The sequence below is a fragment of the Caballeronia sp. INML1 genome (assembly GCF_023631085.1).
GTDB classification, from domain to species: domain Bacteria; phylum Pseudomonadota; class Gammaproteobacteria; order Burkholderiales; family Burkholderiaceae; genus Caballeronia; species Caballeronia turbans.
Map to the genome: position 1 here is coordinate 70,414 of NZ_JALQDT010000056.1, position 18,645 is coordinate 89,058.

At 61.2% G+C, this 18,645-nt stretch carries 19 protein-coding genes and 2 pseudogenes; 9 read left to right on the forward strand and 12 right to left on the reverse strand.

Translation table 11 applies throughout. The annotated features are described in order from the left end of the window. Positions 1 to 49 precede the first annotated feature (49 nt). From NCR38_RS21350 to NCR38_RS21375, 6 genes are read right to left on the reverse strand one after another with little or no spacing between them, the layout of a single operon-like run. Positions 50 to 838 carry an enoyl-CoA hydratase-related protein gene (locus NCR38_RS21350; RefSeq protein WP_061119056.1) on the reverse strand — a complete coding sequence of 263 codons (789 nt, stop codon included), beginning with the start codon at positions 836 to 838 and terminating at the stop codon, positions 50 to 52. Between the two features lie 19 nt (positions 839 to 857). Beyond that, positions 858 to 1,703, reverse strand: a complete 846-nt coding sequence (aroE, locus tag NCR38_RS21355; protein ID WP_061119055.1) for a shikimate dehydrogenase — start codon at positions 1,701 to 1,703, stop codon at positions 858 to 860. Further along, complete coding sequence (locus tag NCR38_RS21360; protein WP_061119054.1) at positions 1,703 to 2,923, reverse strand: CaiB/BaiF CoA-transferase family protein; 1,221 nt, start codon at positions 2,921 to 2,923, stop codon at positions 1,703 to 1,705. Before NCR38_RS21360 ends, aroE begins: the two co-directional genes overlap by 1 nt. Beyond that, on the reverse strand, positions 2,923 to 3,384 hold the full coding sequence (locus NCR38_RS21365; RefSeq protein WP_061119053.1) for a MaoC family dehydratase: 462 nt from the start codon (positions 3,382 to 3,384) through the stop codon (positions 2,923 to 2,925). Before NCR38_RS21365 ends, NCR38_RS21360 begins: the two co-directional genes overlap by 1 nt. Before the next feature lie 2 nt (positions 3,385 to 3,386). Then, the gene (locus NCR38_RS21370; RefSeq protein ID WP_061119052.1) at positions 3,387 to 3,779 is read right to left on the reverse strand and encodes a VOC family protein; all 393 of its coding nucleotides are present in this window, start codon (positions 3,777 to 3,779) and stop codon (positions 3,387 to 3,389) included. Further along, on the reverse strand, positions 3,776 to 4,726 hold the full coding sequence (locus NCR38_RS21375; RefSeq protein ID WP_061119051.1) for a ketopantoate reductase family protein: 951 nt from the start codon (positions 4,724 to 4,726) through the stop codon (positions 3,776 to 3,778). The genes NCR38_RS21370 and NCR38_RS21375 overlap by 4 nt, the downstream gene beginning before the upstream one ends. A 529-nt stretch (positions 4,727 to 5,255) precedes the next feature. On the opposite strand from NCR38_RS21375, the gene NCR38_RS21380 reads away from it, so the two are divergent. Next, entirely contained in the window at positions 5,256 to 5,612 is a 357-nt protein-coding gene (locus NCR38_RS21380) for a hypothetical protein (protein ID WP_143756356.1), read from the forward strand. A 75-nt stretch (positions 5,613 to 5,687) separates the two neighbouring features. Here NCR38_RS21380 and NCR38_RS21385 read toward each other — a convergent pair whose 3' ends face one another. The 4 genes and pseudogenes from NCR38_RS21385 to NCR38_RS21400 form a co-directional block, all read right to left on the reverse strand. Next, positions 5,688 to 6,587: a DMT family transporter gene (locus NCR38_RS21385; protein ID WP_061119050.1), complete on the reverse strand. Its 900-nt coding sequence runs from the start codon at positions 6,585 to 6,587 to the stop codon at positions 5,688 to 5,690. Positions 6,588 to 7,120: 533 nt separating this feature from the next. Continuing rightward, a pseudogene (locus NCR38_RS21390) lies at positions 7,121 to 7,692 on the reverse strand (tyrosine-type recombinase/integrase); the annotation flags it as partial. 267 nt (positions 7,693 to 7,959) lie between these two features. After that, positions 7,960 to 8,865: an alpha/beta hydrolase gene (locus tag NCR38_RS21395; RefSeq protein ID WP_061119049.1), complete on the reverse strand. Its 906-nt coding sequence runs from the start codon at positions 8,863 to 8,865 to the stop codon at positions 7,960 to 7,962. A gap of 19 nt (positions 8,866 to 8,884) precedes the next feature. Beyond that, entirely contained in the window at positions 8,885 to 9,793 is a 909-nt protein-coding gene (locus NCR38_RS21400) for an alpha/beta fold hydrolase (RefSeq protein ID WP_061119048.1), read from the reverse strand. A gap of 77 nt (positions 9,794 to 9,870) precedes the next feature. On the opposite strand from NCR38_RS21400, the gene NCR38_RS21405 reads away from it, so the two are divergent. Further along, positions 9,871 to 10,266, forward strand: coding sequence for a MerR family transcriptional regulator (locus NCR38_RS21405; protein ID WP_061119047.1), 396 nt, complete (start codon positions 9,871 to 9,873; stop codon positions 10,264 to 10,266). A gap of 28 nt (positions 10,267 to 10,294) precedes the next feature. Here NCR38_RS21405 and NCR38_RS21410 read toward each other — a convergent pair whose 3' ends face one another. Both NCR38_RS21410 and NCR38_RS21415 read right to left on the reverse strand, forming a co-directional pair. Further along, entirely contained in the window at positions 10,295 to 11,695 is a 1,401-nt protein-coding gene (locus tag NCR38_RS21410) for an MFS transporter (protein ID WP_061119046.1), read from the reverse strand. A gap of 59 nt (positions 11,696 to 11,754) precedes the next feature. Continuing rightward, entirely contained in the window at positions 11,755 to 12,504 is a 750-nt protein-coding gene (locus tag NCR38_RS21415) for an SDR family NAD(P)-dependent oxidoreductase (protein ID WP_061119095.1), read from the reverse strand. Between the two features lie 216 nt (positions 12,505 to 12,720). On the opposite strand from NCR38_RS21415, the gene NCR38_RS21420 reads away from it, so the two are divergent. The 7 genes and pseudogenes from NCR38_RS21420 to NCR38_RS21450 all read left to right on the forward strand — a co-directional run. Then, entirely contained in the window at positions 12,721 to 13,308 is a 588-nt protein-coding gene (locus tag NCR38_RS21420; RefSeq protein ID WP_409219317.1) for a nuclear transport factor 2 family protein, read from the forward strand. Further along, positions 13,308 to 14,393: a maleylacetate reductase gene (locus NCR38_RS21425; protein WP_061119044.1), complete on the forward strand. Its 1,086-nt coding sequence runs from the start codon at positions 13,308 to 13,310 to the stop codon at positions 14,391 to 14,393. The genes NCR38_RS21420 and NCR38_RS21425 overlap by 1 nt, the downstream gene beginning before the upstream one ends. 10 nt (positions 14,394 to 14,403) lie before the next feature. Further along, positions 14,404 to 15,270 (forward strand): intradiol ring-cleavage dioxygenase, encoded by an 867-nt coding sequence (locus NCR38_RS21430; RefSeq protein ID WP_061119043.1) that lies wholly within the window; start codon positions 14,404 to 14,406, stop codon positions 15,268 to 15,270. Positions 15,271 to 15,315: 45 nt separating this feature from the next. Next, the gene (locus NCR38_RS21435; RefSeq protein ID WP_061119042.1) at positions 15,316 to 16,125 is read left to right on the forward strand and encodes a sugar phosphate isomerase/epimerase; all 810 of its coding nucleotides are present in this window, start codon (positions 15,316 to 15,318) and stop codon (positions 16,123 to 16,125) included. Positions 16,126 to 16,161: 36 nt separating this feature from the next. Continuing rightward, a complete protein-coding gene (locus tag NCR38_RS21440) occupies positions 16,162 to 16,953 on the forward strand; it encodes an IclR family transcriptional regulator (RefSeq protein ID WP_061119041.1) in 792 nt (263 codons plus the stop codon). A 92-nt stretch (positions 16,954 to 17,045) separates the two neighbouring features. Beyond that, the gene (locus NCR38_RS21445) at positions 17,046 to 18,044 is read left to right on the forward strand and encodes an aldo/keto reductase (protein WP_250477567.1); all 999 of its coding nucleotides are present in this window, start codon (positions 17,046 to 17,048) and stop codon (positions 18,042 to 18,044) included. A gap of 460 nt (positions 18,045 to 18,504) precedes the next feature. Beyond that, positions 18,505 to 18,639: pseudogene (locus tag NCR38_RS21450) on the forward strand (TMEM175 family protein); the annotation flags it as partial. Between the last annotated feature and the right edge of the window lie 6 nt (positions 18,640 to 18,645).

Here is an 18,645-nt window from a genome sequence, read left to right on the forward strand (position 1 = left end):
AGGCCGCTTCTTCGAGCGGTCCGATCGAGGGATGGATGCGTTCGCCCGGCTATTGGCCGGTCCACTTCGGCGGACGCTTTTCGGCGAACGCCTTGGGACCCTCGCGCGCGTCGTCGCTCGCGAGCATGCGCTGCGCGAGCGGATAATCCTCGTGCATCGTCGATGCGAGGTCCGCCTGTGCGAGGCTTCTCAGCATCACCTGCTTCGATGCCTGAATAGCGAGCGGCGCACAGGCCAGAATGTCGTCGGCGAGCGCACGTGCCCGGCTCATCAGTTCGGCTGCCGGCACAATCTCGTTGATCAGGCCGATGCGACGCGCCTCCTCCGCCGGAATGCGTCTGGCGGTGAGCACCAGCGCCATGGCATCCTTCATGCCGACCTGTCTTGGCAGGCGCTGCAGGAGGCCGCCGCCAAGCGCTGCCAGACCGACACGTGGCTCGGGAAGGCCGAACTGCGCATGAGCGGCGGCAACGGCGAGATCGCACGCGGCGAGAATTTCCATGCCGCCGCCGAGACACAGGCCGTTGACTGCGGCGATCAACGGCTTCCACAAGTCGAAGCGATGCGTGATGCCTGCAAAGCCTGTCGATGGCTTGGTGTGGTCGCCGGTAGCATCGAGTGCCTTCAAGTCCGTGCCGACACAGAAGGCGCGCTCGCCCGCACCGGTGACGATGGCCACGCGCAACGCGGGATCTGCCGCATACCGGTCGAAGGCGTCGGCAAGTTCGCGGTGCGCATCGGGGTGAAGCGAGTTCAGAACCTCGGGCCGGTCGATCGTCAATGTAAGAAGCGGCCCGTCGACTTCGTACCTGCAGAAACGATATGGCTCGGCTTGCATGCAAGATGTCCTCTTCGGGTCAATCGAGCGGAACAGTCAGACGGTCGATAAGGGTGCGCGTTTCCGGACGAATGCCCCGCCACCATGCAAACGCCTCCGCCGCCTGCTCGACCAGCATGCCCACGCCGTCAGCGATACCTTGCACACCTGCATTGCGCGCGAGCCGCAAGAAAGGCGTGAGTCCCTTCCCGTAAGCGAGTTCATAGGCGCTTCCGCTGGCGCTGAAGACACTAGGTGGCACCGGCGGCAGTTGCCCTGTCAGGCTCGCCGATGTCGCGTTGATAACCAGGTCGAAGCGCCCCATAGCCTCCAGATCCGCATACCCGCATGCAATGAGCGATCCGGCAGCAGTGAGCGGTCTGGCGACCTGTTCCACAAGTGCCCGCGCCTTGTCCACGTGCCGGTTTGTTACGACGAGTTCGGCGGGCCGTGCCGCGACGAACGGCAGCAGCGCGCCGCGCGCGGCGCCGCCCGCGCCGAGGATCAGCACGCGCTTGCCGGCCATCGGCTGATGCAGATTGACTTCGATGTCGCGCACGAGGCCGACGCCATCGAAGTTCTCCGCGATGATGCGGCCGTTCTCGAACTTCATCGCGTTGACCGCACCTGAGAGCTCGGCTCTTTCGCTGCGCTCATCGGACATTGCAAATGCTTCGAGTTTGAAGGGTGCGGTCACGTTCATGCCGCGGCCGCCCGCAGCAATGAAACTTCTGACGCTGTCAGAGAAGCCGCTGGCAGGTTCCACAGGCCCTTCGATGGCCTTATAGCTCATATCCTGACCGGTCTCTTGCGCGAAGAAGCCGTGGATCAAGGGCGACTTCGTGTGCCCGATCGGATTGCCGATGACCGCATAACGATCGCCCATCACGCGCTCCGCTTCGAGAACAGCACGCCATCGGTCTGCATCGAATCGATTTCGGCCGCGCTGAAGCCCAGCGATCGGGCGACTTCCTCGTTGTGCTGCCCGAGATCCGGGCCAACATCGCGAATCGACGTATCGCAGTCCGAGAAGCGAAATGGCAGGTTCGGCAGACGCAGCGTGCCCAGGCGCGGATGCTCCTGTTCGATCACCATGCCACGCGCGACGATCTGCGGATCGGCCACGACCTCGTCGATGCGTTGTACCTTGGCGCATGGCACATCGACGCTGTCGAGCAGCGCGAGCACATCGGCGACGTTACGCGCAGCGACCCATGGCTTCACAACCGAGAGAATGGCCTCGCGGTTCGCATTGCGCCCGTTTAGGCTATGCAAGCGCGCATCAGTGGCGAAGCCCGCGGGGCCGCCGTTTTGCTCGACGGCCGTCGCGAACCGCTTCCACGAATCATCGACCTGCGCGGCGATGACCAGATCCCCATCGCTTGCCCGGAACACGCCGTATAAAGTTGATGTCGGCATGTCATGGCCGGTCTGTTCGGGGACCACGCCCTGCATCGTGTAGCACTGGACGGCGTATTCGTGCATCGAGAACAGCGTGTCGTACAGCGCCATGTCGATATGCTGGCCGCGTCCGCTCTTTACGCGGCCCAGCAACGCAGCGTTGATCGCGGCGACCGCGTGGATGCCGGTGTACATGTCGCCGAGCGAAATGCGCATGAGCGGTGGCGGTTCGCCGGGGTTGCCGATCATCTGCATGATGCCGCTCTTCGCTTCCGCGATCAGCCCAAAGCCTGCGCGATGCGCGTCCGGACCTGTATGCCCATAGGCCGAGATGGAGCAATAGACGAGACCGGGATTGCGTTCGGACAACGCCCCATAGCCGAGGCCGAGCTTGTCCAGCGCTCCGGGGCGATAGTTCTCAATGAAAACATCCGCCGAATCGCAAAGGCGCTCCATGAAAGCCTTACCTCGCGGCTCTTTCATATTGACGCTCACGCCGCGCTTGCCCATGTTCAACTGGAGGAAGTAGGCGCTTTGCTGGTCGTCGAGAATCGTCGCGTGCTGGCGGCCTGCATCACCGCTGCCGGGACGCTCGACCTTGATGACTTCGGCGCCGAGCGCGGCGAGGCAGCGTCCGACATAGGGACCGGCCAGGAAGTGGCTATAGTCGACGACGCGAATGCCTTCGAGAGGACGGGCTTGCATCAGTAGGCTCCCGGACGGCGCGGGATCATCAGACGATGCTCGCCGCGTTGAACGACTTCGCCGCTCTGGTTGATCAGTTCGGATGGCAACACTACGATGCCCCAGCCCGGGCGGCTCTTGCTCGCCCGCATCGACGTCACGCGAAACTTCACATGCAGCACGTCGTTGACCTTGATGGGCAGCACGAAGTCCCACGTCCAGCCGAGCGACATGCCCGGCAGGAAGCGATAGTCGCTCTGTGTCTTGAGCCCATCGGCAATGGACAGGCCGAATAGACCATGCGCGACGATCGACCCGAAATGGCTCGCATTGGCGTATTCTTCATCCACATGCACCGGCGTGTGGTCGCCCGTGAGATCGGCGTAAGCGAGGATGCGTTCCTTCGTGACCGTGTAGGTCGGGCTGACGCATTCGTCGCCTTCCTGCGCATCGTCCCAGTATTTTTCGGTGGTGGTGCTCATGCTCACGCCTCCGCGCGTGGATTGATCGACAGCGCCTGCGCAACGCATGCGGCGGGTTTTGCCTGAATGAGTTCGACGGCGAGTCCGTCGGGCAGACGCAGCCAGTTGCGGCCCTGCGACATTTCAGTGACGCCGAAGGGCTGCGCGGCGGCGAGCGCGCCTTCGAGGTCCTCACACATCACGCCGAGATGCGCGAGCCGGCCTTCAGGGCCCTCGTGGAGAGGATCGCTGATGAATTGGAGCCCGCCGAGTGTCCAGTACTGACGCGGCTCTTCGCGCGGGCCGTCCACTTCGCGCATGGTCATGCCGAGCACTTGTTCGAAGAAGCGGATGTGCCAGTGGATGTCCTTCACCCAGATCGCCACGTGTTCGAGATAAGCTTTAGGTACGCTCATGCCGCGGCCCCCTCTCTCTTGCGCTCAGTCATGCCACGCTCAATGCCTTTTATGCACGCAACGAGCGTCGAGTTCACCGGCGTCGGCACGCCCAGCCGCTCGCCCCATCGCACGACCGCACCGTTGATGAAGTCGATTTCGGTGACGGAGGAATTTTCCAGGCTTTGCAGCATCGAGGTTTTGAACCCGGCCGGCAGTCCTTCGGCGGCCATGTTCCAGGCGTCTTCGGCATTCGTAATGGACAGCGTAATGCCGGCCGCTTTTGCAGCCGTCATCGCTTCTTCAACGGCAGCGAGCGACGTCGCCTTCAGCACGGGATCGCTGTAAAGCTGCCCATATGTCAGACGGGTGATGCCAGTAATCGCACCGGTGGCGACGTTAATCAGCAGCTTGTCCCACATCGTGCCGAGGATGTTGTCGCTGACCAGGGTCGAGAGACCCGCACTGTTGAACGCATCCGCCACCGCTTGCGCGCGGGGGGTCACGCGGCCGTCGAGCTCGCCGATGATTGTGATCTTTCCGGTAACGCCGGACTGGATGTGGCCGGGTGCGCGCAACACTCCACCGACATAGGTCTTCCCCGCGAGCACTCGCTCGCGTCCGACGATCTCGCTGAGCAGATCCTCGTGACCGAGGCCGTTCTGAAGGGAGAGCACAAGCGTCTCGGGGCCGACGAGGTCGAGCGCGCCGCGCATCGCCGAATCGGTGTGGAAGGATTTGACCAGGACGATCACGAGGTCCACCGGCCCGACGGCGGCGGGATTCATCGTCGCGCGCACCTTGACGCGGCGCGTGCCGCGCTCGTCGTCGACCTGCAGGCCGTCGCGGGACATGGCCTCGACGTGCGCGGCGAACCTGTCGACGAGCCACGTCTCGTGCCCCCCTTCGGTCAGCGCAGCGCCGATGGCGCAGCCCAGCGCGCCTGCGCCCAGAAATGCGATCTTCATCAATGTCTCCTTGAATGGACACGACGATACGATTCCGCGCACATATTGGCAATGCAATGAACGCAATACTGACATTGCGCAGGACAATCTGCGTGAAAACCAGGCTTGGCGGTAAGGGAAAATACTAGGGAGCTTGATGCAGTGAGGAGCTGTTTCGTACTATTTGGTTCAACATGTAATCAGACGTCGGACCCGATACTCCGCAAAAGCGAGATGAACTACTTCGCTTTCGTTTCGTACGCCGACGATGGAGACATAGGCGTATTCAGACTCGACGGCCGGACCCGAAGCCTGACACCGCTAGATCGCTATCCTGCGGCGGACCGTGTCATGCCTTTAGCGCTTTCTGCGGATCAGTCGCCTTTCGTCGCAGGTACGCGTTGGCTCCCGGCGCTCCCCTGCTCACATTTGCAATTGACCGGCACACGGGCAAGCTCACGCAAACGTCGAAAAGAAGTCGACATGGTGGACCTGGATCGCGGCTTCGTTCCGCGTCATTTTGCGCCTGCCTTCCGGGCGCCATCTATACGTGCTCAGCGAGTTCCGGGGTGACATCGCTGTCTTCGAACGCGATCTGGCCAGCGGCACGCTGACGTTTCGCAGTGTTTCCCCGCGCGCAAAGGCATTCGCCGGATTACAACCGGGATTTATCAGGCAACTTGTGACGCAAATGCTCCGTCTACTCCGGGCGCGTCGATGGAACACCGAGGATTTTTCACTTACTGCGGCAGTGCGCGGGAAATTTGCACTTTCCGTGGCACCTGCCGGCCGCTCGGTGCCGCCCTTTCTGAAAAGCGCTTTAACTTCAACGATGCACTTTCTCACTGGTGGTGTCACCCGACAAAAGATGTCGCGTGCCACGGAAAGTGAAAACTGTGCCAGGTAAGTGAAAAACGGCTGTCCCAGTTAGCCAAATCATCGACCGGCCAACGCTTTTGCTCGTGGACTCGGCCGTCCGTCACTAGACCGCTGGGCCTTCCGGCGGCTCTTCCCGAACCGCAACAGCGATTGAGCTCCCGACGATGGTCAATATTCCCAGGACTGAAACGAAGCCTAACGTTTCGCCCCACACGAGAAATCCAAATAACGTTGCCCAAATGATGCTTGTATAGGTGTAGGGGGCTAGCTTCGCAGCACTTTCGCGCCGTACCGCGACCGTAAAAAGTAGCTGGCCTGTCGTGGCGAATAGAGCCAACAACGCCATGATCAGCAGGTCCTTCAGTGTCGGCGTCCTCCACGCAAAGACCAGAGAAACACTCGTAACCACGGTGCCGAAAGCCGTGAAGAAAAGCACTGTGATGCTTGAGTCGTCGTCAACCTTGAGCTTGCGAATTTGAATCATAGAAAGAGCACCGCACAACGCACTCGTAAGGAGCAAACATGGGCCAATGAGATTCGACAAGCTACCTTGAGGCCGGACGACTAGAAGCACGCCGACAAAGCCTACGCACGCGGCGACCGCATTCCGCGCAAACAAGCGCTCCCCGAGGAGCAACGGGGCGAAGACAACGACGAATATCGCCTCCGAGTAGACAATCGCCACGGCCTCGCTTAATGGCAGGTACGGCAAGCCCGCGAAGAATAGGCCGGAAGCCCCGAGAAGCGTGACCGCACGCGTCGTCTGTCCGCGAAAGTCAACCTTCTTAACGCGGGCGAATAACCCTCCGCCTTTAAGGCCGACAACGACCGCAGGCACGATGCCAAACAGCATGCGAAAAAACGTTACTTCGTTCGCTGGATAACCAAGCGCCACTGCCTTGCCTAGCGCATCGACGACAGCGAAGCAGAACATTGATATCAGGATCAGCGCGATTGTTCGATACTGGGCGGTGCGGTCGGAGACTAGAAAGTTGGGGCGCATATCGCTTCCGGCAGCCGTAGGTCATCGTTGCAGGGTCGCTCAATTGTCAGCGATTCGCCAGTGACTGTCCAATGACACCGATTGTGGCCGACTGGCTCCCGCGCGGTCGGCTGGACCGACGCAACGCAGCCAAATAGCATGCGATCAACCATGTCCGACTTAGGGCAGAACGTTTGCGATTTTGTAGACCGATAGCGCTGCGGGTTTCGCAGGGCGAGGGCCTTTAATGATCTGTTGCCGGGTGCAGCCGCTTATAGCGATAGACCGCTTTAACCGTGCCGGCACCTATGGGAAGCCACAACAACGCCATGTGATAGCTGATATGAGTCCACGTGGTAAGCAGAATGTCGCCATTGCTATCGAGCCTGAAGGAACGGCCAAAGAAGGGAGATCAACAGTCACTCGAATATGAACCGACGGCGCCGGACGTCGGAGATTGGCCGCACGGAGCGGTGCACCAAACGCGAAAGCGGCCGCAGCGACAAACAGCCGGTCCAACGGCCGCGACTTTTTAGATTTATGTTTGCTCGGGGAATCTCGAGCGCGTCGTCGACCTCTATGCCGAGGTATCGAACGGTGCTTTCGAGCTTGCTATGTCCAAGCAGAAATTGAACCGCTCTGAGGTTCTTCTTCCGCTTGCAAATCAAAGTCGCCTTCGTCCGACGGATCGAGTGTGCGCCGTAAGCGGTCGGATCAGGGGCGACCTTCCGAGCGTACTGTCGCGCTGAGATATGCGGCGACCGAGAAAAGCGGCTTGGGAAAAGGTACTCCTCGGACCTCAACTTAGCTTTTTCAATCCATGCAGCGACCGCAGGGCGAGCGGGCCCTGTAAACTCGAACTGCACGGGCCGTTTAGTCTTGCGCCGCACTATCATCGCGCGGGGCAATATCTGATTGTCATGCGTCACGTCGCGAACATGCAGGTTGAACCAAGTCGCACCCGCGCAGCTTGCTGTCGATCGCAAGATTGAATAGCGCTAGATCATTAACCCGTGCGCGTTATGAAGGTAATCCGGATTGCCCAGACGTCTTTCGGCTTCAGCGGCGGCTTTTGACCAACCAACTTGCCTTTGTTCCAGGGCTCACGGCTTAGATTGCCTCCCATGACAGACTCCCATTGAGTTGAAGGGAGTTACATTGTCTTCCTCTATCTTTTTCGTCGTGACCGTCCGTGCGGTCTCCTTGCCCCAAGTCGGCCTTTGCGGGCCTTGGAACTGGCCGACTCCTACGACAGCAGTCCGACGAATTGCTGACGTCGGCGGCGTCGCTGGGTCGAACGGCCGCAACCTGCACGGTGAACTCACCCTCACGACCCTTCTCGGCCGTTCTCTGACCGGCCTCCTTATTTACACTGTTGGAGCTAAAGCCAACGCTAAACCTGTCCGACCAAAAAATCCTCAAGGGACATCAAGACCTCATTCGGGGCATCCTCAGGCAACAGATGGCCGCCGGGCAATCCCTTGCCCGTCACGTTCGTTGCCCATCGGGACCACACGTCAAGGGGCAGGATCCTTCTCCCCTTCTGTTCGCTCTCGCTCCACAGAACCAGGACCGGACAGGCGAGTCTTCGGCCCGCAGCTGAATCGCTTGCATCGTGCTCCAGGTCCTCGGAAGCAGCGGCGCGATAGTCTTCGCACATGGCGTGGCGCACGTGCGGATTCCTGAACGCGCTTCGATAGGCGGCGAGTGCCAAAGGATCGATCCGCTCGAGACCGCCCGCCATCTTCGCCAGTGCGGCGTCGAGATAAGCGTCTGGATCAGCCGCAAGCATCCGCTCCGGCAGATCGCCCGGCTGCGCCATGAAGAACCAGTGCCAGGCGTTCAACGCGAACGTCTTGTCGATACCTGCGAATGCATCGAGCGTCGGTATCACCGTCAGCGAGGCATACGCGGCAACGCGTCGAGGATGGTCGAGCGCAAGCCGGTATCCGGCCCGAGCGCCGCGATCATGCCCGACCACTGCGAAGCGCTCGTGCCCGAGTCGGTCCATCAGCGCGACGAGCGCGCTGGCTACGCGACGTTTGGTCCATCGCGGCTGATCGTTGCAAGTCCGGCTGTCGCCGTACCCCGGCAGATCCGGCACGATGACGGTGTGCGACCTCGCAAGCGTCGGCGCAATCAATCGCCACGCAACGTGAGTCTGCGGGTAGCCGTGCAACAGCAAAACCGGCGATCCGCTTCCGCCAATCCTGCCGCGAAACGAGACATCGCCCGCTTCGACGTCGAGCTTCGCGAAGCCCGGAAAGAAGTCTTGCGCAAGTTCATGCACCGTGGTCACCTTCTCGTAAGACGCGACTTCATTGTTGCGACACCGACCTGACGAACTCGGCCAGATCGCGATTGAAACGCTCGGGTTCCTCGATGAACGGCGCGTGACCCGAGTCCGCGTACTCCTTGCTGACGATGCGTGGATTCAGCACGGCCGCGCGAGCCAGCGTCGCACGCCTGTCGACCAGCGCGTCATGGCCGCCGTAGATGAAGAGCAGCGATACGCGCGCCTTGCCGAGCCCCTCCGCAGCGAAGACCGTCATCGTCGGCACTTCCTTTTGCATGTCCCACGAGGCCATCGCGGCGTTCGCGAGCAGCCGGTCGAATGTATCGGCGTCAGGCCGATGGTTGAAACAAAGGCCGACGAACGTGCGTTCACCGTCGAGATGCGTCTTCAGATCGGGCGAATTCATGTCTCGATAAACCTCGGGGTGATCGACGATCTGACCCGGGGCGAGTTCGACCACGCCGTCGACGTACACGGCGCCCGCGATCGCGCGATCGCCATACTTGGCGAGGTAGTTCGATATCACCACGCCGCCCAGCGACCAGCCGACCACGACGGGCTTGCGCGCGTGTGAGCCCTGTATCACGGCTGCGAGGTCGTCCCCCCAACGGTTTCCGTCATGATACGGCTCCGGGCCGGATGGCTTATCCGACAGACCATGACCGCGCAGATCGTACGTAATGATCCGGTATTGGCGCAATTCGGGACTCTGCACCTGCGCGTCCCAGTTCAGGCGGCTGCCGAGTAGTCCGTGCACCAGAATGATGGGAGGGCCATTCGGATTGCCGCTTTCCTGAACCGCCAGCTTCACCCCATCCGTCGATGTAACCGTATAGCTTGCCGGCCGCGCGCTTGTGTCGGGTGCGCACGCGAACAGCGTCGCCGCAGAGAACGCGGAAGTCAAAAAGTGGAGGAACGTTCGTAAGCTCATTGTCTTTCCTGAGAGCGTGTCAGTGCGCCTAGTCTCAACCCTTACACCGATGTGAGAGTCAAGCGAATTGTGCTACCTTGCTTTTCACGAAAAACACGTCTTCTCAGGAACTGCTGACGATCGGACAACTCTCGCAACTCACCGGCGCGAGCGTGCGATCGCTCCGGCATTACGACGAACATGGTCTGCTCGCCTCGGTACGCGCGAGCAATGGCTATCGCATGTTCCCCGAGAAGGCAGTAACGCAGGTCAAGCAGATTCAGCGCATGATCGCGACCGGTTTCACCATCGACGATATTCGCGGCTTTCCGGATTGCATGCTTCTGAGCGAAGGCGCCCGCTCATGCGACCAGATCACCGAGGTCCAGCGGGTAAGGCTCGAAGCTATCGAACGTCAGATCGCGGACCTCGAAAAGCGTCGCGCGCGGCTCGTCAAGACCTTGCTCGAAGGTGCGGTACCGCCCGTCACCTGACGCGGACCGCGGTACACAGAGATCGCCCTCATACGGGAACATTGGACGCAGTTTTCTTCCTGCGAATGTCCGCACGCAGGCTGTCGTACTCCTCCTGACTGATCGGCGATGCATCTCGCTGGCCGAGCGCGCTGACGGGCAGCCGGTAGGTTTCGCGCGCCGTCCATGCACCCAGTGCGCCGACACCGCAGACGATCAGCGTGATCGTCCCGACGATCAACGGAATGTGCTGCGTGCCCGGCGGGACGGCAGCTGCGATGAACGCCGGCAAGATCGCGGTGATGGCCGTGCCGATGTTCTGGCCGATCGCCATGGCGGTAACCCGGATACGCGTCGGGAACAGTTCAGGCATGAAGCTCGGATATACCGCGTTGAAGCACTGATACACCACGCCCCACATTACGATCGCGATGCCGATCGCCAGCATGGCGTTGTGCAGACTGATCGCATAGAGATACCCATACGACAGCAGGCCCGATGCAAGCGCGCCGAATATGATGAGCGGCCGGCGTCCCCATCGATCGGACAGACTGCCTGCGAAGGGAATGAAGAACATCGCGGTCAGATTGGCGAGCAGTGGAATCCAGAGAAAAAAGCCTTTCGAAAGACCGATACCGTAAGCGGGCTGCACCGCATAGGCCGCGCCGAAGATCGAAGTCACCGCGAGGATGATCGCAATCAACGCGATTGCGGCGATGCGCACGATATCTCGCCAGCCATCGCGTAACGCTTCCTTGACGGGCGACGCGGGAATCCGCCGATGTTGCGCTTCATCGACGAAAGCCGGTGTCTCCGACACTTTGCGCCGAATTACATAACCGGCTACGAGCACGAGCACACTCAGCAGGAACGGTACGCGCCAACCCCATGTCAGGAATTCCTTCTCGGGCAGATAGTAGGCGAGCGGCATGAAGATGGCCGCAGCGAACACCTGTCCGGCGGTCACGCCCTGCATCGCGTAACTGGCGAAGTAGCCGCGACGGCCGAGCGGCGCATGCTCCAGCACGAGGGAACTGGAACCGGAGATCTCCCCGGCGACCGCGAAACCCTGGATGAGCCGCAAGATCACGAGCAGGATCGGCGCTACGAAGCCCGCTTGCGCGAATGTCGGCAGAAGACCCACAGCGAGTGTCGACAACCCCATCATGAACATGCACGTGAGAAGCAGGTTCTTGCGTCCATGTGTATCGCCACGACGGCCGAGCACGAATGCGCCGACTGGTCGTGCAAGATAGCCGACGCCATAAGTCGCGAGCGACGCGGCGATCGCAACGCGGCTGTCTCCGGAGGGAAAGAAGAGTTGGGGAAAAACCAGCGCGGCGGCTTGGGCGTAAATGAAATAGTCGTAGTACTCCAGCGCCGAGCCGATCCACGCGCTCGCGGTGGCGGTTCGTGCCTGATTGCTGCTCTGCTGATGCGTCAGTGCCATTTCGTCTCCTGCATGTGTCTTGTCGGTGATCGGAACAAAGCTCGCGTTGGGTTGCGGGCTCAATACGTCGCACGGCCGCCTGACAGGTCGAAGGTGAAACCGGTCGTGAAGCTGCATTCGTCGCTCGCGATCCACGCCACCATGGCGGCGATTTCCGGAACGGTCAAAAACCGCCCCATCGGAATGCGTGCCTTGCTGGTCTCGATGTGCTCCTCCGTCATCTCCCGGAAAAGATCCGTTTCGGTGATCGCAGGCGCGATGCCGTTGACCGTGATGCCCGTGCCGGCCAGCTCGCGCGCGATCGATTTCGTCAGACCGATGACACCCGCCTTCGCCGCGGCATAGGCGCAAATGTTCGGATGTCCTTCCTTGCCGACGATCGACGCCACGTTGACGATGCGTCCCGCCCCGCGTTCGCGCATGTGTGGTACGGCGAGGCGACAGGTGTGGAAGACGCTGTTCAGATCGACGGCGAGAACGCGGTTCCATGCGTCGAGCGGGTAGTCCTCGATAGGCATGACCGGTCCATTGATGCCGGCGTTGTTCACGAGTATGTCTACATGACCGAACGACGCGAGCGTGGCGGCGAACGCTGCGTCGACGGAACGCGCGTCGGCAAGATCGACGGCCTGCACGAGTGCCGCGGGCGAGTGACCGCCTGCTACGAGCGGTGAACAATCGATATCCCAACAGGCGACGCGGCAGCCTTCGTCCGCAAGACGCTCTGCGATGCCGCGCCCGATGCCACGCGCGGCGCCCGTCACGATGGCCGTGCGTGTTTCGAATCTTCGTTGCTTTACCGGTTGCATTTCCATTTCCTTTGTTCCTGTCCATAACCTGGTTCCCATGCTAGAAACACGGATCCGGCCCGTCAACGGTGATGTCGACATTCATTCACATAGGGAAACAAACTAGGGAATGTCCCGGTTTGCGACAAAAACCGCTTGACCTGGCGTGCTCTTAAGCACCACCATGGAAACTCATTCCTATGTGTGAACATCGAGGACCGACAGATGGAGCAGGCGATGATTGATCGATTGACGATCCGTGAGACGATCGAAAACTGGGCGGTGTGGCGAGATGCGGGCGACTGGGAGCGTTTCGCGACACTCTGGCATCCGGACGGCCGTATGATGGCGACGTGGTTTCAGGGAAGCGGTCGCGAGTTCATCGAAGTGACGAAGGCCGGTTGGGCGAATGGCGTGAGCATCCTGCACTTTCTGGGCGGCACGTCGATCGAAGTGAGCGGCTCGCGTGCCATCGCTCAGACCAAGATGACCATTTCGCAGCGTGGAGAAGTCGAAGGCACGTTATGCGACGTCGTGTGCACCGGCCGCTTCTATGACTTCTTCGAGAAGGTCGAAGACCGATGGCTGCTGTTGCTTCGTCAGCCCATCTATGAAAAGGATCGTCTTGATCCGGTCGAGCCGGACGCCCGTCCCGTTCTCGATGGGGCGCTGCTGCGCGAGTTTCCCGCTGGCTACCGGCATCTCGCGTATATGCAGACCCGCATCGGCTACAAGGTCAAACGCGACATGCCGACGCTGACCGGCCCGGAGGTCGAAGCGCTCTATGCGCGCGGCCGCCAGTATCTGCAGAACGGAGCGCTGTGATGGAGGACGTCTCGCCGATGCGCTTCGATTACCACGCGCTGCCGGCACGCGTACTGTTCGGTGCGGGCAGGCGTCGGGAAACGCCTGAAGTCGCCCGGCAACTGGGCTGCACGCGTCCATTGATCATCTCCACGCCGGAACAGAAGGACTTGGCTGACGCCATCGCGTCGTTGTTCTCCGAGGCACAGGTGCATGTCTTCTCCGAGGCCGCGATGCACACGCCGTGGAACGTGACATCGCGTGCGCTCGCCGTCGCCCAAGGGACTGGCGCCGACTCCCTGATCGCTGTTGGCGGCGGCTCGGCGATCGGCCTCGCGAAAGCGCTTGCGCTGCGCACCGGCCTGCCGCAAATCGCGCTGCCCACTACGTACGCCGGCTCTGAAGTCACGCCGATCATCGGCGAAACGCAGGACGGCGAGAAACGTACGCGTCGTACGCTCGACGTGTTGCCGGAAGCCGTGATCTACGATGTCGAACTCACCCTGACGCTGCCCGTGCGCTTGTCGGCGTCGAGCGGTCTGAACGCGATGGCTCACGCGGTGGAAGCGCTCTATGCCGTAGACGCCAATCCGGTCACGTCGATCATGGCTGAACAAGGTATCGCGGCCCTCGCCACCGCGCTGCCCGAGATCCTCGCCAATCCCGCCAGTCGTGACGCGCGCAGCCGCGCCCAGTACGGCGCGTGGTTGTGCGGAACCTGCCTCGGCTCCGTCGGCATGGCGCTGCATCATAAGGTGTGTCACGTACTGGGCGGCACTTTCGATCTGCCGCATGCCGACACGCATGCGATCATGCTTGCGCACATCGTCGCCTACCAGGCTGGCGCGGCGCCGCATGCAATGCGCCGCATCGCATGCGCGCTCGACACCGATGACGCATGGACCGGACTGCACGCGCTCGGCACCAGGCTGCGCGTTCCCCAGTCTCTTGCCGAGATCGGCATGCCGCACGAAGGCATCGGGCGTGCGGCCGAATTGGTGCTGCGAGAAACCTATGCGAATCCGCGCGCGCCGGACCATGACTCGATCAGGGCAATGCTGGAACGGGCATGGCGCGGCGCAGCACCACAACCCGATTCGCTGTGAGGAAAACGCGATGCGCAATTTCAACGAAGACAACATCACCGCAGCGGTCATCGAGCGTCTCGCGGGAAGCAAGAGCGAACGCGTGCACAAAATCAGCGACGCACTGGTTCGTCACCTGCATGCGTTCGTGAAGGAGATCGAGCCAACCGAAAACGAATGGGCCGCTGCGATTCGCTTTCTTACGCAGACTGGGCAGATGTGCACCGACACCCGGCAGGAGTTCATTCTGTTGTCCGACACGCTCGGTGTATCGATGCTCGTGGACGCGATCAATCATCGCTATCCGGGCGACGCGACGCAAACCACGGTGCTCGGTCCGTTCTATGTCGAAGAAGCGGCTACGCTGCCGCTGGGCGCTTCAATCGCGGATGGCGAGCCGGGAGACCCTCTGCTGGTAGAAGGCACCGTACGCGATCTGCGCGGAGATCCGATCGCGGGCGCACGGGTAGAGACGTGGCACGCGGACAGCCATGGCTTCTATGACGTGCAGAAGACGGCGGGCAAGGCGGAGCTACACATGCGCGCGCGCTTCCTGACCGATCCGGACGGCTCGTTCTGGTATCGGTCGATCGTGCCTGCGGCCTATCCGGTTCCGAACGACGGCCCGGTTGGCCGCATGCTCGATGCGCAGGGGCGGCATCCGTACCGCCCGGCTCACGTGCACTTTCGCGTCAGTGCTCCCGGCTTCCAGACGCTCGTTACGCATGTGTTCGTGAGCGGCGACGTCTACCTGGATTCCGACGTCGTGTTCGGCGTGAAGGACGCACTGATCGAGCCGCTGGCGCCGCTCGCACCGGGCCTGAGTCCGGCCGGTCACCGCGTCGAAGTCCCGACCGCCCTGCTTGCCTATGATTTCGTGCTTCCGCCTCGGAAGTGATCGCTGTGCGCCTCGAGCCATTTTTAATGTTACGGACGCGTTCTCATGCATGAACTATCGCTGCATCATCTGACCATCCTCGACGCGCATCCGCTGCAACTCGTCGATGCGGCAGCCGCTGCGGGATTCGAGTATTGCGGCTTGCGGCTGATCGCCCCTACCGCTACGGATGCGATCGTGGACGTCGCGAACAATCCCGCACTCATCCGCGAGCTACACGCGCGACTCGACGCAACCGGCGTCAGGCTACTGGATATCGAAGCCATCTGGCTGAGCCCGCAGACGGATGTCGCGTCACTACTGCCCGCACTCGAAGCGGGTCGTACGCTCGGTGCGCGGCACGTGCTCTGCGTCGGCAACGACACCGAACGCGATCGCCTGCGGGACAACTTCGGCCGTCTCTGCGAGGCGGCGGACGGTTTCGGCCTTTCGGTCGGACTCGAAGCGATCACGTACTGCGCGGTCAGCACGCCGGCCGACGCGCTCGAGCTCGTGCGATCCAGCGGACAGCCGAACGCGCGGATACTGATTGACGCACTGCAATTCTTCCGTTCGGGCGCAACGTGCGAGCAGATCGATGCGATCGACCCGGCGCTGATCGAATACATCCAGATTTGCGATGCACCGAGCGCCGCACCGCAGTCTCTCGAAGCGCGGAGAAAAGAAGCGAGAACGGCCCGGCTGCTACCCGGAGATGGTGAATTACCGCTGCGCGAACTGCTGTGGAAACTGCGGTCTGATCTTCCGCTCGCTGTCGAGGCGCCGACGCTCGCGCTACGTGGCCTGCCGTTCGACGAACAGGCGAGACACATCCAAGCGCGGATGCGGACGTTCCTCGCTGGTCCAGTATCATGACGCCAAGGTGTTTCCATAGGTAAACAGGAGCTGGATATGCTGTTGGAAGACGAATCGAATGGAGTGGTGAAGTCGGCGGATCGGGTGCTCGACGTGATCGAGTTGCTCGCGCGATGGGGACGCGAGATGTCCCATGCGGAAATCGCGGAAGCGCTGGACATACCGAAGAGTTCGCTGACCAAGCTGCTCAAGAACCTTACGGCTCGTGGCTTTGTCGAATTCGTCCCTGTCACCAAGGGTTATCGCCTTGGCGAAGCGCTGATCCGGCTTTCCCAGCAGTCCACCCATAGCCGTTCGCTCGTCAGCTGCGCGCAACCGGTGCTGGCAGAGATTACACAACAGACGCTGGAGTCCTGCGCGCTCAATCAGCTCAAGGGCGACCAGGTGGAAGTCGCCGCGACGGTGACCAGCCCGCAACGGCTGGTGTCGCATCTGCGACTCGGCGATCTTGCGCCGCTTTATGCTGTGTCGGGCGGAAAGGTGATTCTCGCCTTTCTTCCGGATCAGATGCGCAGCGAGTACATCAAGACCGTGAAGATGCAAGCCATCACATCAAAGACGATCACAGCAAAGAAGGCGCTCCTCGCACAGATCGAAACCATCCGACAGACCGGGGTCGCCTATTCGATCGACGAATACACGCAGGGCATCGTCGGCGTGGGCGTGCCGGTGTTGTCATCGTCGGGCTTTCCGCTTGGATCGCTGAACGTCGCGATTCCGTCGGTACGTTATTCGGAACGTGTCGGCGCGCGGGCCGTCGCCGTTCTCAAGGCCTCCGCGGAACGCGTGCGCCGCGATTACATCGCCGCAAACGAACATACCAGGTAAGCTCGCCGACGCATTTTCGGCGGCCAGCGTCTTTGCGGCAGCCACCATATTGATGCCATTCTGTGAATACTTTATAAAGGATGCCGAAATTAATGAACGCGAGAATTGCAACGCCGAATGGAACTGTTCGGTTTCCTCGGGTGGGAGTCGGAGCCGGCAGCCTCGCGAACGCCGCGGGCGAGCAGGCGTTCTCAGACATGATTCATGCCGCGTGGGCCAGCGGCGTCCGATATTTCGATACCTCAGCGGCTTATCTTGGCGGTGAAAGCGAGCAGCGGCTCGGCGCGGCGCTGGCTGAGTATCCGCGAGACGAGCTGTATGTATCGACCAAACTCGGCAGGTACTTGAGCCAGCCTGGCGCAAGCTCCTTGCCAGGTGGTAGCGACTTCTACCTGGACTACACGTACGATACGACGCTGCGATCGGTCGAGCGCAGCCTGTCGCGGCTGAAGGTCGATCGTCTCGATGCCGTTTTTATTCACGATCTCGATCCCGGTTTTGCCCGAACGGCGTATCGCGAGGAACTCATGACGGCCGTCGAAGGTGCGTTTCCCGCCTTACAGCGACTCAAGGATGAAAAAGTGGTTGGCGCGATAGGTGTCGCCAGCATGGACTGGCAGGCCTGTCTGGACTTCGCCGAACTGGCCGGCGTCGATGTCGTCATGCCGGCGGGAGAGTACTCGTTGCTTCGCACCGGCAGCACCGCATTGCTGCAGCACTGCGCCGAGAACGGCATCGCCTGGATCGCGGCGTCGCCATTCAATTCGGGGATTCTCGCGACCGGTTCCCGTCCCGACGCCTTCTACAACATGCGCCCCGCGACGCGACCGGCCCTGTTGCAAACGGAAGAATTGGAACGTATTTGCCAGCGCCATCACGTCTGCCTGGCTACCGCTGCCCTGCTCTTTCCGCTGCGGCATTCGGCGGTAAGCACGATCGTTTTCGGCGCAAAGACCGCTGATGAATTCAGCGAGTCCTTCGCCCGCCTCTTTGAAAACCCTTCCGATGAGTTCTGGCAGGAGATGGACGCATACCTGACCGAGACGAAGGACTGGGAAGGACGGTTAAGCGGGGGTCGACAGGGACCTTAAGCACTTTGACTCGCGAAGGACACCGTCGGGACGCTATTTGCCGCAGCTCCATTGACGGTGGCGCTCGCTAACTTGAGACCAGGACTTTACGGCCTCCTTGTTCTCATGGTCCCGTTGGGACTGGGACAACTCGACAAGCACTGGGTAAGTTGCGGTGGCGGCCAATAATCACCACGCTGGCACGCGTAACCGGGCCCGGTTCTATGACGGACGTTGGTCGTCTTGGCGCATCTTTACTCATCCTCCGTTTGACGATTGACCGAAATGCGAACGCCATCGTTCGATGGCTCGCACGCCACTCGCCTTTCAAACTCTTGATCCTGGCGAGATGTCCGACGCACACGCGTAGAGGGCTTCCGATTGGCTTCGGCCAAAAGCGTCATACTGTAAGTCAGACTGTCCGACAAAGATTACGCGTGCTGTGCCGCGAGGAGCGGCTCCGGCGTGCGAAAGGACTTACATGACGCTACGTAGGCTTAACCAATCTACCGCCGCGGAAACGCACGGTGCCGAGCGGGGACTTGACCGCTTCGAGGGAATCAGCGACGCGGTCTTCGCAATCGCGCTGACCCTGCTGATCGTCGAGATCAAGGTCCCCGGA

Bases quoted from the DNA above. Each gene is read 5' to 3' on its own strand.
- NCR38_RS21350 (WP_061119056.1), bottom strand. From the start codon at position 838: ATGCAAGCCGAGCCATATCGTTTCTGCAGGTACGAAGTCGACGGGCCG.
- aroE (WP_061119055.1), bottom strand. From the start codon at position 1,703: ATGGGCGATCGTTATGCGGTCATCGGCAATCCGATCGGGCACACGAAG.
- NCR38_RS21360 (WP_061119054.1), bottom strand. From the start codon at position 2,923: ATGCAAGCCCGTCCTCTCGAAGGCATTCGCGTCGTCGACTATAGCCAC.
- NCR38_RS21365 (WP_061119053.1), bottom strand. From the start codon at position 3,384: ATGAGCACCACCACCGAAAAATACTGGGACGATGCGCAGGAAGGCGAC.
- NCR38_RS21370 (WP_061119052.1), bottom strand. From the start codon at position 3,779: ATGAGCGTACCTAAAGCTTATCTCGAACACGTGGCGATCTGGGTGAAG.
- NCR38_RS21375 (WP_061119051.1), bottom strand. From the start codon at position 4,726: ATGAAGATCGCATTTCTGGGCGCAGGCGCGCTGGGCTGCGCCATCGGC.
- NCR38_RS21385 (WP_061119050.1), bottom strand. From the start codon at position 6,587: ATGCGCCCCAACTTTCTAGTCTCCGACCGCACCGCCCAGTATCGAACA.
- NCR38_RS21400 (WP_061119048.1), bottom strand. From the start codon at position 9,793: ATGAGCTTACGAACGTTCCTCCACTTTTTGACTTCCGCGTTCTCTGCG.
- NCR38_RS21410 (WP_061119046.1), bottom strand. From the start codon at position 11,695: ATGGCACTGACGCATCAGCAGAGCAGCAATCAGGCACGAACCGCCACC.
- NCR38_RS21415 (WP_061119095.1), bottom strand. From the start codon at position 12,504: ATGCAACCGGTAAAGCAACGAAGATTCGAAACACGCACGGCCATCGTG.
- NCR38_RS21420 (WP_409219317.1), top strand. From the start codon at position 12,721: ATGATTGATCGATTGACGATCCGTGAGACGATCGAAAACTGGGCGGTG.
- NCR38_RS21425 (WP_061119044.1), top strand. From the start codon at position 13,308: ATGGAGGACGTCTCGCCGATGCGCTTCGATTACCACGCGCTGCCGGCA.
- NCR38_RS21430 (WP_061119043.1), top strand. From the start codon at position 14,404: ATGCGCAATTTCAACGAAGACAACATCACCGCAGCGGTCATCGAGCGT.
- NCR38_RS21435 (WP_061119042.1), top strand. From the start codon at position 15,316: ATGCATGAACTATCGCTGCATCATCTGACCATCCTCGACGCGCATCCG.
- NCR38_RS21440 (WP_061119041.1), top strand. From the start codon at position 16,162: ATGCTGTTGGAAGACGAATCGAATGGAGTGGTGAAGTCGGCGGATCGG.
- NCR38_RS21445 (WP_250477567.1), top strand. From the start codon at position 17,046: ATGAACGCGAGAATTGCAACGCCGAATGGAACTGTTCGGTTTCCTCGG.